Below are 12,970 nucleotides of genomic sequence, written 5' to 3' on the forward strand. Positions count from 1 at the left end.
GAGTAGACGGGCGGGTGGGTGGGAAACGAGGCATGGACTGCACGGGGCTCGCTCTCAGACGTCGGCCGCGATGGAGAGGTTCGAGGGCGCCCGGCAAACGGACCGAGACGGGCGGGTGGGTGGGAGATCCCTCACGCCACCCGAACGCTCCGCGCCGCCCGGGACCCCATCACCGTCACCGTCACCACGCCGAGCACCGCCAGCAGGCCCAGCCCCACCGTTCCCGACCAGCCGCCCGCGTGGAACGCCACCGCGCCCAACGTACTGCCGGCGCTCGAGCCGATGTAGTACGCCGACTGGTACAGCGCCGACGCCTGCGCCCGGCCCGTCTTCGCCGTGTGGCTCACCGCCGAGGACGCCACCGCGTGCCCCGCGAAGAAGCCCGCCGTGATCAGCACCAGGCCCAGCAGGACCAGCGCCAGGGTGTCCGACAGCGACAGCAGCAGGCCCGACGTCGTCGTGCCCCCGGCCAGGTACAGCGCGCCCCGCCGACCCAGTCGGGCCACCAGCCTGCCCGCCGTCGACGCCGACAACGTACCCACCAGGTACACCAGGAAGACCGAGCCGACGATGCCCTGGGGCAGGCCGAAGGGGGCCTCCGTCAGGCGGTACCCGATCACCGTGTAGACCCCGCCGAACACCGTCATGAACAGCGCGCCGATCGCGTACAGCCGCCGCAGCAACGGGTTCGCCAGATGCGTACGCACCGTGCGTGCCAGCACCCGGGGCCGCAGCGAGCCCGTACGGAAGTGCTTCGGTGCCGGGAGCAGCAGGCGGAACGCCACCGCGCAGCCCACCGCGATCACGCCGATCACGCCGACCGCGACCCGCCAGCCCCACTCCTGCGCGACCCAGCCCGTGATGACCCGGCCGCTCATCCCGCCCACGCTGTTGCCGGCCACGAACAGGCCGATCGCCGTGATCAGGGCCTTGGGACGGACCTCCTCGGCCAGATAGGCGGTCGCCGACGCCGGGAGCCCCGCGAGGGCCGCGCCCTGCACCGCCCGCAGCGCGACCAGCGCGCCCAGCGACGGGGCGAAGGGGACCAGCAGTCCGACCGTCACCGCGACCACCAGCGACGCCGTCATCAACGTACGCCGCCCGAACCGTTCCGACAGGGCGCTCATCGGGAGGACGAACAGGGCCAGCGCACCGGTCGCCGCCGACACCGTCCAGCTCGCGTCGCTCGCCGTTACGCCGAACTCGCCGGAGATCAACGGCAGCAGTGCCTGCGTGGAGTAGAGGAGGGCGAAGGTCGCGACGCCCGCGAGGAAGAGCGCGAAGCTCATCCGCCGGTAGCCGGGCCCACCCGGGGTCATCCGGGAATCGACGACGGGGAGTGCGGGGGAGACGGCGGCCACTGTCGTGGACGCCTCGGTACTGGCAGGCATGCCTCGAAACTACGTACGCCCCCACTCATCCGTCCAATGCACAGAAACCCCATAATCGTTCCCATGGTGCATCAGCAGAGGTCAGCCGCCCACCTGTCACCGTCCAGTGACACAGAAGACATCGTCACAGCCCTCGCCCCACGCCTCTCCTACTTCGCCGGAGTCGCCCGCACGGAGCACGTCACCCGCGCCGCCCAGGAGATGCAGGTCCCGCAGTCGACGCTCTCCCGGGCGATGGTCCGCCTCGAACAGGATCTGGGAGTGGATCTGTTCGCCCGGAGAGGGCGCACGGTCTCGCTCACCCCGGCGGGGCGTACCTTCCTCGCCTCCGTCGAGCGGGCCCTCGCCGACATCGGGCGCGCCGCCGACGAGGTACGCGCCGACGCCGACCCCGCCACCGGCAAGGTCGCCTTCGGCTTCCTGCACACCATGGGCGCCGAGACCGTACCCGGCCTGCTGCACGCCTTCCGCGCCGACCATCCCCGCGTCCGCTTCACCCTCGTACAGAACTACGGCGAGGCCATGCTCGAACGCCTGCGCTCGGGCGAACTGGACCTCTGCCTCACCTCGCCCGTCCCCGACGCCCCCGACCTGGTCGCCCGTCGCCTGGACGAGCAGAAACTCCGCCTGGTGGTCCCCGCCGACCACCGCCTCGCCGCCCGCAGACGGATCCGCCTGGCCGAAGCGGCCGAGGAAACCTTCGTCACCCTCGAACCCGGCTACGGCCTCCGCCGCATCACCGACGACCTCTGCAAGGAGGCCGGCTTCCGCCCCCGGATCGCCTTCGAGGGAGAGGAAGCGGAAACGCTGCGAGGCCTGGTGGCGGCCGGCCTGGGGGTCGCCCTGCTTCCCCCTCCGGCCGTCCCCCGCCCAGGAGTCGCCGAACTGACGGTCACCTCCCCAAGAGCGGCCAGAGAAATCGGCGTGGCGTGGCTCGACGGCCACCCCGACACTCCACCGGTGGCAGCCTTCAAAAAGTTCCTCCTGGCAAGAAAGGGCAACCTGCTCCCGACGTGAGACGGGCGGGCTTTTAGGGGCGCGGGGAACTGCGCGACAAGCCCCCACCGGCCCGCACCCCGAACACAACCGATCCGCCCCCGAACCTATCGCCGCAAAGACGCCCCGAACCCCGCAGCCAACGGCATCCGCAACCCCAACGGCGGCGGAGCCATCAACGCATCGCGCACAGGCCGCGAAAACCCCCTCCCGAACAACACCCCCATCACGAAGTCCTCCGCCAACGCGTGCACTTCACGCCGGTACTGCCGCAACCCGTGGCCGTCCGCGTGCACTTCGAACCGACAGATGTCCCGGTTCGCCTTCTTCGCCCGCGCCGCGAATCGGAACGACAGTTCGGGATCGGTCCGTTCGTCGTTCGTGCCGTGCACGATCAGCACCTGCCGCCCGGTCAGCTGCCGTACCGGTTCCGGCGTCGCCGCCACATCGTCCTCGGGCAGCCAGGGCGCCATCGCCAGTACGGAGTTGACGGCCTCGTGATCCGCCGCGCGCAGCGCCGCCCGCCCGCCCATGCCGACGCCGACGAGGCACACGGAGACATCGCCGTACCGCCGGACGATCTCGTCGACGGCCCAGCGCGCATCGTGCGCGAGCTGCGCCTCGCTGCCGTTCCAGCCCCGGTAGCGGTAGTGGACGACGTGCACGGCCAGTCCGTCCGTACGGCCCGCGCGGGCGAGCCGGAGGCCCAACGTCCTTACGGAGGCGGCCGCCAGGACGGGCGACGGCCTGCGGGTCGACACCTCGTCACCGCCGGGAAGCAGCAGGACCACTCCGCTGACCGATGTCGGCTCGGGGCCAAGTACCTTTCCCAGCCGGGCCTGTCGTACCGGCGTCCCTTGGTGTGCCATCAGGACCTAGCCAGGGGACGCCCCGCTTTGGCGGGGTGGGGAATGGCTTCTGAGTCCTGCTCTGACCTCGACTGGGTGCACGGATCCGCACTGTTCACCTGTGCCCACCTTTCTGCCGCACTATACCTGCGGCGTGTGTATAGTGATCGCGTGGCTGTGACCAGGAAAGTTCGTCGATTCTCCGGCGGCGTGTACGACCTCGGGCTCCACATCGTGTGGTGCCCGAAGTACCGCCGTCCGGTCCTCGGCGGCCGGGTCGCGGAACGACTGGACGAACTGATCCGGCAGAAGGCAGACGAACGCGGCTGGGAGATCATCGCCCTTGAGGTGATGCCCGACCACGTGCACCTGTTCGTGAAGCACGACCCGAAGTCGTCGGCCTCGTACGTGGCGAACCAGTTCAAGGGCTTCACGTCCCGCGTGCTGCGCGAGGAGTTCCCGCACCTGAAGTCGCGGATGCCCACACTGTGGTCGTCGTCGTACTTCGCGGCCTCGGTCGGCGCCGTGTCGGCGGCCACGGTCGAGAAGTACATCAACACCCAGTGGGAACGTCCGCGGAAGAAGGGGGACGGCTCGTGATCCGCGCGTACAAGTTCCTCCTGCGCCCCACGGCCCGTCAGACGGCCGCACTCGGCGAGATACTGCGGGACCACTGCTCCCTCTGCAACGGCGCGTTGCAGGAACGCCGGGACGCCTACCGGCACACCTCGAAGACCAGTGTCCGGTACGGCGACCAGTCCGCGCAGCTCAAGGAGATCCGCGCGTTCGATCCCCAGCGGCAGGGCCGCTGGTCGTTCTCCTCCCAGCAGGCCACCCTGCGCCGTCTGGACAAGGCGTTCGCCGCGTTCTTCCGCCGCGCCAAGGCCGGGCAGACTCCCGGCTACCCCCGCTTCAAAGGCGCCGGCCACTTCGACACCGTCACCTTCCCCAAGGATGGCGACGGCTGCCGCTGGGACTCCACCCCCCACGACGCGCAGACCCGCGTCCGCCTCCAGGGCGTCGGACACGTCCGCGTGCACCAGCACCGGCCCGTACAGGGCCGCGTCAAGACGATCTCGGTGAAGCGTGAGGGCAACCGCTGGTACGTCGTCCTGTCCTGCGACAACGTGCCCGGTGAGGAACTGCCGCCCACCGGGGCGATCGTCGGTATCGACATGGGCGTCGCTCACTTCCTGACCACCTCTAACGGCGAACACGTCGCCAACCCGCGCTTCCTCCAAGCGATGGCCGACGAGCTGGCCGAAGCGCAGCGGCACCTCGCGACGTTCCCGAAGCGGACCCGCCGGCGCACCAAGCGCCACCGCGCCGCCGCCCGGAAGGTCGCCAGGCTGCACGGCAGGATCCGGCGGCAGCGCGCCGACTTCCAGCACAAGACCGCCCGTACGCTGATCGCCGACCACGACGTGATCGCGCACGAGCGGCTCAACACGGCGGGTATGGCCAAGAGCCCCGCACCCAAGGCCGACCCGGAGCAGCCTGGCAGCTTCCTGCCGAACGGTGCTGCCGCGAAGGCCGGACTCAACCGCAGCATCCTCGACGCGGGTTGGGCGCAGTTCCTCGCAATCCTGGCGAACAAGGCTGAGAGTGCCGGTCGCCTGGTGGTTGCGGTGGACGCGCGCAACACCTCCCGCACGTGCCCCGAGTGCGGGCATGTCGCGAAGGAGAACCGCGCCACCCAAGCGAAGTTCGCATGCACGGCGTGCGGATTCGCGGCGAACGCGGACCACGTCGGCGCGACGAACGTCCTCAACAGGGCCGGGCCGGCCCTCTGCGCGGCGGCTTAGCCACCGACGCAGGAAGCCCGCGCGTTCACGCGTGGGTGGAGTCACGACAGAACAGTGTCAGAAGCAACGGTGTACGCCACCTGTCCTCGCGGTCACCGTTACGTATCGGCGAAAACGTACAGGCGAAGAAAGGAAGAAGAGAAGGGAGGGACAGGGGGTGTTCTACGCGCGTAGGAGTTAGAGTGCGGAAATGACGAGCCAGAGTGACCGGACACCGGGTCGGACGACAGCGCAGAGCGCGGCCACCGTGAGCACGCCGGGCCCCAGTCCCACCCCGGACCAGATCCGCCGCGCCCCCAAGGTCCTCCTGCACGACCATCTCGACGGTGGCCTGCGCCCCGGCACCATCGTCGACCTGGCCCGCGACACGGGATACGCCCAACTCCCGCAGACCGACCCCGACAAGCTCGGCGCCTGGTTCCGGGACGCCGCCGACTCCGGTTCCCTGGAGCGGTACCTGGAGACCTTCGCGCACACCTGTGCCGTCATGCAGACCCGCGACGCCCTAATCCGGGTCGCCGCCGAGTGCGCCGAGGACCTCGCCGAGGACGGCGTCGTCTATGCCGAGGTGCGGTACGCGCCCGAGCAGCACCTCGAAGGCGGGCTCACCCTCGAGGAGGTCGTCGAGGCGGTCAACGAGGGCTTCCGGGAAGGCGAGCGGCGGGCCCGGGAGAACGGTCACCGGATCAGGGTCGGCGCCCTGCTCACCGCGATGCGGCACGCCGCCCGCTCGCTGGAGATCGCCGAACTGGCCAACAGCTACCGCGATCTGGGCGTCGTCGGCTTCGACATCGCCGGAGCCGAGGCCGGCTTCCCGCCCACCCGGCACCTCGACGCGTTCGAGTACCTCAAGCGCGAGAACAACCACTTCACCATCCATGCCGGTGAGGCCTTCGGGCTTCCCTCCATCTGGCAGGCCCTCCAGTGGTGCGGCGCCGACCGGCTCGGCCACGGCGTCCGCATCATCGACGACATCCAGGTCCTGGACGACGGCTCGGTGAAACTCGGCCGCCTGGCCTCCTACGTACGGGACAAGCGCATCCCCCTGGAGCTGTGCCCCAGCTCCAACCTCCAGACCGGCGCCGCCGCCTCCTACGCCGAGCACCCCATCGGGCTGCTGCGCAGGCTTCATTTCCGTGCGACGGTCAACACCGACAACAGATTGATGTCGGGTACCGGAATGAGCCGGGAATTCGAGCACCTTGTCGAGGCGTTCGGCTACACGCTCGACGACCTGCAGTGGTTCTCTGTCAATGCTATGAAGTCGGCATTCATTCCTTTCGATGAACGACTGGCGATGATCAATGACGTCATCAAGCCCGGATATGCCGAGCTGAAATCCGAATGGCTGTTCCGACAGACCGCCTCCACCAGCGGTTCTGTCGAAGAACAGGGCTGATCCGGGAGTCCGGGAAGCGGTCGGGTCGGTGCGATTCGACCGCTTTTCGATATTTGCGGAGGGCGACTTCCCGTGTTTACGGTTATGGACCGCTCACAACCTCGTCTCGCATTCAAGGACGCATTCACTATGAAGCAGTCTGCTGCCAAGACCCTCGGTGTCGCCGCTCTCGGTGCCGCCTTCGCCGCGGCGGGTGCGGGTGCCGCCAACGCCGCCCCGGCCCTCCCCGCCCTCCCGGACTCCGCCGCGCTGGGCTCCGTGACCCAGACGCTGCCCGTGGAGAGCGCGTCGAAGGCGCTGCCGGGTGCCGCCGAGGCCGTGGCCCAGGGGCAGAGCGCGATCGGCGCGGGCATGGCCGCCACGAAGCCCGCCGCCGCCAAGCCGCACCCCCAGGGCCCGACCGCGCCGGTCGCCGGCCTGCTCGGCGGCCTCCCCACGCAGGGCCTGCCCACGCACGGCCACTCGGTGAACGGCATTCCGCTCGTCTGACCCACCCCGTGAACGCGCCGATGGGGCGCACCCCTGCATCAGGGGTGCGCCCCATCGGCGTACAAGCAAAGGTCCAGGCAAAGGTTCAACCGGCTACCAGGCGGTGTGCGCCTTGTCCGCGTACTTCTCGGAGGGCAGCAGGAACCACAGTGCTATGTAGAGCACGAACTGCGGGCCGGGCAGCAGACAGGAGAGCACGAAGATCACGCGCATCGTCGTCGCGGAGATCCCGAAGCGCCGTGCCAGCGCGGCACACACTCCGCCGATCATGCGGCCGTTCGTGGGGCGGGCAAGGGCGGTCATGGCGTCTCCTCGATGACTACGGTGACGGGGACCGGCCTGTCCGGTCGCCTCATCTGTACTCAACGTTACGGACGCACAGCGGACGAAGCGTCGCTCTACGGGGCGATCCCGACCCTGGGAATCGTCGGGGTCATACCCTGAGTCGCTTCCTCCCTGCGGATGGCCGCCCGGCGCCTGGTCTCACTCCTGCGGCGCAGCCAGGACCGTACGGCGGGCACCACGGCGACATGGGCGAGGCCCACGCCCACCGTGTTCAGGAGCAGCGAGTCGACGTCCAGTACCTGACCGGGCACGCCGGTCTGCAGCAGCTCGATGCCGAGCGAGATCAGGGCGCCCGCCATGACCGTACGGACGAGCGAGGCGAGCGGGGAGACGTCGAGCCGGCCGCCCGCCATCGGCAGCAGCACGCCCAGCGGGGCCAGCAGGGAGAGGCCCTCGGCGATGCGCCGGGCCGCCTCGGGCCAGCCGAGGGCCAGATCGGCCCTCAGGCCAGCGAACGGGCGCAGGTTCGTGGGCAGTTGCCACGGGACGTCGAGCGGACGCAGCGTGATCCAGGCGACGAGTGCGAGATGGGCGACGAGGAGGACACCTCCCGCCGTACGGATGCGGAGCGCGGCACTTTCGCCGCTCGAACCAGGACGCTGCACGCCCCCCAAGACGCGGGGGGCGGCACGATCGGTTCCGGGTTGCCCCCTTTCAGGGGAGTGAGGGATGGGCCACACGGGGGGCGGTGGGTCTTTGGCTGCGGGCCGGTGGGGGCTTGTCGCACAGTTCCCCGCGCCCCTTGTCGGGGCGCTGCGCGCCCCTCCGGGCGGCGCGGTTCTTCGGCCGCGGGCCGGTGGGGGCTTGTCGCGCCCCGCGGCGGAGCCGCAGATCGATACAGCCCCGCGCCCCTGGACGGGCGCTACGCGCCGTCCACCGTTGATGACGGGGGGACCTGGGAGCCTGGGCGGGAGCGGACCTCCGGTGTGCAGGCGTAGCGGCGTAGGGGGGCGTTGTCGGGGCCGCCCAGGACGACGTGGCCGCCTCCCTCGGCGGCGGCCGAGTCGGAGAACGTGCAGACGATCTGGGCGAGGGCGTACGAGGCCAGGTCGGCCGGGGGTGTACTCAGGCGCAGGGCGTCCTCGGGGTCCTTCGGGCCCGGGCCGCTCACGCTCATCCCGCCGCGTACGTCCGTGGTGTAGCCGGCCTCGGTCTCGCTCGCCGTCGGGGTCCTGGCCAGCTCGTCCAGCAGCCCCTGGGCCACCAGCACGCGCCGCCGCGCCTCCGGCGTACCGTCCGGGACGCGCACCGCGCGGTCGACGGTCACCAGCTGGGAGGCGCACAGCAGGAACACCTGCACCGGTACGCCCGCCGGGGTCTGCGCGGCGACGGAGTCCGGTGAGGTGGGGGCGGTGACGTCGGAGAGGGAGCACGGAACGCGGGAGGGTGCCGGACCGAAGTCCGTCGGGACCTCGGTGGCCCGGATCCCGCATCCGGCGAGCAGCGCCGCGAGCACCGGGACCGCCAGCCAGGGCCGCCGCCCGCCACGTACGTTCATCACGAGCCCTCCCCGTGGCCGCTGCCGTCGTCGTTGCTGTTCGCGCCGTTCGGGTCGGCCGGTGTCTCCGTCAGTGCCGACGGGTCCCTGGGGAGCCGCAGGGTGAACACCGCGCCGCCCTTCGGGGAGTTGGCGGCGGTGATCTCACCGCCGTGGATGTGGGCGTTCTCCAGGGCGATGGACAGACCGAGCCCGCTGCCCTCGGAGCGGGGCCGGGACGCGCTCGCCTTGTAGAAGCGGTCGAAGACGTGCGGCAGGACGTCCTCGGGGATGCCGGGACCGTGGTCCTGCACCTCGATCAGCAGGTCGGGATCGGTGTCGGACGCGCGCACCGACACCCGAACCGGCGAACCGCCGTGCTTGAGGGCGTTGCCGATGAGGTTGGCGAGGATGACGTCCAGGCGGCGCGGGTCGAGCAGGGACATGATGCCGCGCTCGGCGTCCAGGTCGACCGCGTCCAGCCAGGCGCGGGCGTCGATGCAGGCCGTGATCTGGTCGGCGATGTCGACGTTGTCCAGGACCAGCCGGGCGGTGCCCGCGTCGAAGCGGGTGACCTCCATCAGGTTCTCCACCAGGGAGTTGAGCCGCCGCGTCTCGCTCACCACCAGCTTCACAGCCGGTTCGATCATCGGGTCGATGCTGCCGGTCTCCGCGTCCAGTTCCTCCTCGAGGATCTCGGTCACGGCGGTGATCGCGGTGAGCGGCGTACGCAGCTCGTGGGACATGTCCGCCACGAACCGCCGGGATGCCTCGTCACGGGCGCTCATGTCGGCGACCCGCTTCTCCAGCGCCTCCGCCGTGTGGTTGAACGTGCGGGAGAGATCGGCCAGTTCGTCCGTACCGGAGACCCGCAGTCGGGTGTCGAGCTTGCCCTCGCCGAGCCGCCGGGCCGCGATACCGAGCCGGTGCACCGGCTTCAGTACGGTCGTCGCGGCGGCCTGCGCGAGCAGCGCGGAGCCGATCAGCGCGAGGCCCGTGGCGATACCCAGCGACCAGGCAAGCGAGTTGAGATCCTTCTCCTCGGGCTCCAGCGACTTCAGCATGTACCCGGCCGGACCCCCACCGATCACCATCGTGCCCGCGACCAGGTACGGCTTGTCGCCGTCTATGATCCGCTGCCAGTACAGGTGGTACGGGTCCTTGTTGTTCGAGGTGACCGACTGCCGCTTGCCGACCGCCGTACGCAGCGACTTGGGCACGTCGGCCAGCGAAAAGGTGTCCAGCGCGCCGGAGTTGCCGACGACCGTCCGCCCGTTCTCGTCCTGGGCGACCAGCAGCACACTGAACCGCTGGCTGCTGGCGGCCATCTGGCCCGCGGTGTGCTGGAGTTCGTCCTGCGAGGGGTGGGTCGGCAGTACACCCGCGCGGTTCTGCATCTCCTGCTGGAAGTCGCGCAGCACCGCGTCCTGCGTACGCGTCAGCACCGCCTCGCGGTTGAGCCAGTACGCGATCCCGGACGCCGACACGGCCGCCGTCAGCGCCACAAGACCGAACACCACGACCAGACGCAGCCGCAGGCTGGTGAAGCGCAGCCCGGAAAGTATCGCCTTGCGCGCCGCGGCCCAGCCACGGAGCTTGTCCTGCGGGTTCGTCACTGAGGCGAGTCCAGCCGGTAGCCGACCCCACGGACGGTACGGATCAGCGTCGGCGACGACGGCACGTCCTCGACCTTGGCACGCAGCCGCTGCACACACGCGTCCACCAGCCGCGAGTCGCCCAGGTAGTCGTGCTCCCAGACCAGCCGCAGCAACTGCTGGCGCGACAGCGCCTGACCGGGCCGCCGGCTCAGTTCCAGGAGCAGCCGCAGCTCGGTGGGCGTCAGTTGCAGGTCCTCGCCGTTCTTCGTCACCGTCATCGCCGAGCGGTCGATGACCAGCGAACCGTAGGTCGCCGAGTCGTTGGACTCCCGCTCCCCACGGCGCAGCACGGCCCGGATACGGGCGTCGAGCACGCGCCCCTGCACGGGTTTGACGACATAGTCGTCGGCGCCGGACTCCAGTCCGACGACCACGTCGATGTCGTCGCTGCGCGCGGTGAGCAGAATGATCGGCAGTTGGTCGGTGCGCCGGATGCGCCGGCACACCTCGAATCCGTCGATGCCGGGCAGCATCACGTCCAGGACGATCAGATCCGGCCGCTGCTCGCGCAGCAGCTTCAGACCGTCCTCACCGGTGGCAGCGGTGGCAACCCGGTGGCCCTGGCGCGTCAAAGACAGCTCCAGGGCCGTACGGATGGCGTCGTCGTCCTCGATCAGCAACAGGGAAGGCACGGATGCATTCTGGCCCATGGCCGGGCCGGGCTGCGACTGCCAGGGGGTTGTCGGGTGTTTGTCGGGTGTTTTGGGGGTCGCGCGGGCGCGTACCGCGCGTTGCTGTGACATCGCTGTGATGTTCCTGGGACGGAGCCCTGTTGCACGCCTGTGACAGTCGGCGGACACCGTCATGAAGTGGCTTGGGCAGAGTTCTCGGCACAGGCAAGGGAGCACCACGAACCAAGCCGAAGACCGGGAAGTCCACGACGGGGGGCGCGAGATGAGCACGCTGCACAGCACAAGCGCGAACGCAGTGATCACGCGCCTGCACGACGTCACCCGGACCACCGAGAAGTCCGGTGCCGTAAACGGGCGGGGGTGCGTTCGCGGCACCGGGCGTCAGCACACCACGTACATGTCGGTGGTTGACGCACGCACGGGGGGAAGCGGAAGCGGCGCCACGGGGGAAACGGGGCGCACGGGGGCGGCGTACAGGGAGACAACGGGAGAGCGTCGTTCGCTGTCGGAGGCGGAGTTCACCGCCTACGTCCAGGAGCGTCGAGCCTCCCTGTACGCGACCGCCTACCACCTCACCGGTGACCGCTTCGAGGCGGAGGACCTGCTCCAGAGCGCGCTGTTCTCGACGTACCGCGCCTGGGAGCGGATCAGCGACAAGGCGGCGGTCGGGGGCTACCTCCGCCGCACGATGACCAACCTGCACATCAGCGCGTGGCGTCGCCGCAAGCTGAACGAGTACCCGACCGAGGAACTGCCGGAGACGGCCGGCGACACGGACGCGATGCGCGGCACGGAGCTGCGCGCGGTCCTGTGGCAGGCGCTCGCGCGGCTGCCCGAACTCCAGCGGACGATGCTGGTCCTTCGTTACTACGAGGGCCGTACGGACCCGGAGATCGCGGAGATCCTCGACATCAGTGTCGGCACGGTGAAGTCGAGCATCTGGCGGTCGCTCCGCCGGATGCGCGAGGACGAGGTCCTCAGCTTCGGCCGTGACGAGGAGGAGTCCTTCGGGGAGCTTGTCGCCTGAGGGTCCGGGGGGAGCACCGCTCGGGGGAGCGGTGAACGGGGGTAGCACGGGGGAGCACCACCAAGGGGGGAACCACCGCGGCTGGGGGGCCGCGGTGGATCACTGCACGGGGGAAGCACCGCACGGGGGAAGCACGAAGAAGCGGGACTGGAGGGCCGGGGGGTCCGTCCAGTCCCGCTTTCGTGTGTCGCCTACGTGTTGCGGACGTACGTGCTGCGTACGTATGTGTTCGTGCCCGCCGCCGCGTCCGCCAGTCTGCCCATCGCCTCGTCCCGGTCGCACGCGTACGCGCCCAGGGCCGTCTGGCGGGCCACGATGGAACGCTCGTCGCGCATCAGCCGCCAGCCGCGGCGCAGCAGGAACGGCACCGACTTGCGGCCCTCGCGCAGATCCCGCAGGAACCGCCGGCGGAACGTCTTGACCGGGCCCCGGCTCAGGCAGAGCGCGTCCGCGAGGACGCCCTCCTCCTGGCAGCGCGCGACGATCTCGGCGGCGAAGATGCCCTCCGCGATGAACAGCGGGGTCCGGCCGATCTCGACGCCCACCACGCCCGTGCGGGCGCTCAGCGAGATGTCGTACACCGGAACGTTCGTACGGCCCGTGCGGCACAGCTCGGTGATCGCGGTGACCGCCGTGTCCGCGTCCCAGGACCGCGGGTGGTCCCAGTCGATGTCGGTGCTTCCCAGGACCTGCGGCAGCGTCGGGTCGCCGCCCTCCTTGTAGAAGTCGTCGAGCCGCAGCACCGGGAGACCGGAACGGGCGGCGAGGAGGGACTTGCCGGAGCCGGAAGGGCCGCAGAGCAGCACGACGCGGGCGGGTATGGGCGGGTGGGAGGTCACGAGTCACCAGTGTGAGGCATCGGGCGGCCCCCTGCCGACCCCGCAGGTCGGCTTTGAAAGGTGC

14 protein-coding genes are annotated in these 12,970 nt (G+C 70.2%); 6 read left to right on the plus strand and 8 right to left on the minus strand.

Annotated features, from left to right (window positions below):
- Positions 1 to 131: 131 nt before the first annotated feature.
- Entirely contained in the window at positions 132 to 1,391 is a 1,260-nt protein-coding gene (locus tag PV396_RS33600; RefSeq protein WP_319211114.1) for an MFS transporter, read from the minus strand.
- 63 nt (positions 1,392 to 1,454) lie between these two features.
- Between PV396_RS33600 and PV396_RS33605 the strand changes: the two genes are divergently transcribed.
- Positions 1,455 to 2,408 (plus strand): LysR family transcriptional regulator, encoded by a 954-nt coding sequence (locus tag PV396_RS33605; RefSeq protein ID WP_319211116.1) that lies wholly within the window; start codon positions 1,455 to 1,457, stop codon positions 2,406 to 2,408.
- 86 nt (positions 2,409 to 2,494) lie between these two features.
- On the opposite strand, the gene PV396_RS33610 is transcribed toward PV396_RS33605, so the two are convergent.
- Positions 2,495 to 3,256 carry an alpha/beta hydrolase gene (locus PV396_RS33610; protein WP_319211118.1) on the minus strand — a complete coding sequence of 254 codons (762 nt, stop codon included), beginning with the start codon at positions 3,254 to 3,256 and terminating at the stop codon, positions 2,495 to 2,497.
- Positions 3,257 to 3,406: 150 nt separating this feature from the next.
- On the opposite strand from PV396_RS33610, the gene tnpA reads away from it, so the two are divergent.
- From tnpA to PV396_RS33630, 4 genes are all read left to right on the plus strand, one after another.
- Positions 3,407 to 3,835, plus strand: a complete 429-nt coding sequence (gene tnpA / locus PV396_RS33615; RefSeq protein ID WP_416071523.1) for an IS200/IS605 family transposase — start codon at positions 3,407 to 3,409, stop codon at positions 3,833 to 3,835.
- A complete protein-coding gene (locus tag PV396_RS33620; RefSeq protein ID WP_319211120.1) occupies positions 3,832 to 5,040 on the plus strand; it encodes a transposase in 1,209 nt (402 codons plus the stop codon). The genes tnpA and PV396_RS33620 overlap by 4 nt, the downstream gene beginning before the upstream one ends.
- Positions 5,041 to 5,230: 190 nt before the next feature.
- On the plus strand, positions 5,231 to 6,439 hold the full coding sequence (locus tag PV396_RS33625) for an adenosine deaminase (protein WP_319211122.1): 1,209 nt from the start codon (positions 5,231 to 5,233) through the stop codon (positions 6,437 to 6,439).
- Between the two features lie 129 nt (positions 6,440 to 6,568).
- Complete coding sequence (locus tag PV396_RS33630) at positions 6,569 to 6,928, plus strand: ATP-binding protein (RefSeq protein ID WP_319211124.1); 360 nt, start codon at positions 6,569 to 6,571, stop codon at positions 6,926 to 6,928.
- Between the two features lie 93 nt (positions 6,929 to 7,021).
- On the opposite strand, the gene PV396_RS33635 is transcribed toward PV396_RS33630, so the two are convergent.
- From PV396_RS33635 to afsQ1, 5 genes are all read right to left on the minus strand, one after another.
- Positions 7,022 to 7,231 (minus strand): PspC domain-containing protein, encoded by a 210-nt coding sequence (locus PV396_RS33635; RefSeq protein ID WP_319211126.1) that lies wholly within the window; start codon positions 7,229 to 7,231, stop codon positions 7,022 to 7,024.
- Positions 7,232 to 7,326: 95 nt separating this feature from the next.
- Entirely contained in the window at positions 7,327 to 7,878 is a 552-nt protein-coding gene (locus tag PV396_RS33640; RefSeq protein WP_319211129.1) for a VanZ family protein, read from the minus strand.
- A gap of 257 nt (positions 7,879 to 8,135) precedes the next feature.
- The gene (locus PV396_RS33645) at positions 8,136 to 8,771 is read right to left on the minus strand and encodes a hypothetical protein (protein ID WP_319211131.1); all 636 of its coding nucleotides are present in this window, start codon (positions 8,769 to 8,771) and stop codon (positions 8,136 to 8,138) included.
- Entirely contained in the window at positions 8,771 to 10,366 is a 1,596-nt protein-coding gene (locus tag PV396_RS33650; protein ID WP_319211133.1) for a HAMP domain-containing sensor histidine kinase, read from the minus strand. Before PV396_RS33650 ends, PV396_RS33645 begins: the two co-directional genes overlap by 1 nt.
- The gene (gene afsQ1, locus PV396_RS33655) at positions 10,363 to 11,040 is read right to left on the minus strand and encodes a two-component system response regulator AfsQ1 (RefSeq protein ID WP_006383553.1); all 678 of its coding nucleotides are present in this window, start codon (positions 11,038 to 11,040) and stop codon (positions 10,363 to 10,365) included. Before afsQ1 ends, PV396_RS33650 begins: the two co-directional genes overlap by 4 nt.
- Before the next feature lie 262 nt (positions 11,041 to 11,302).
- Between afsQ1 and PV396_RS33660 the strand changes: the two genes are divergently transcribed.
- Complete coding sequence (locus PV396_RS33660; protein WP_319211135.1) at positions 11,303 to 12,067, plus strand: SigE family RNA polymerase sigma factor; 765 nt, start codon at positions 11,303 to 11,305, stop codon at positions 12,065 to 12,067.
- Between the two features lie 191 nt (positions 12,068 to 12,258).
- On the opposite strand, the gene PV396_RS33665 is transcribed toward PV396_RS33660, so the two are convergent.
- The gene (locus tag PV396_RS33665) at positions 12,259 to 12,906 is read right to left on the minus strand and encodes a uridine kinase (RefSeq protein ID WP_319211136.1); all 648 of its coding nucleotides are present in this window, start codon (positions 12,904 to 12,906) and stop codon (positions 12,259 to 12,261) included.
- Positions 12,907 to 12,970 lie beyond the last annotated feature (64 nt).

The organism is Streptomyces sp. ME02-8801-2C (assembly GCF_033793965.1).
Classification (GTDB): domain Bacteria; phylum Actinomycetota; class Actinomycetes; order Streptomycetales; family Streptomycetaceae; genus Streptomyces.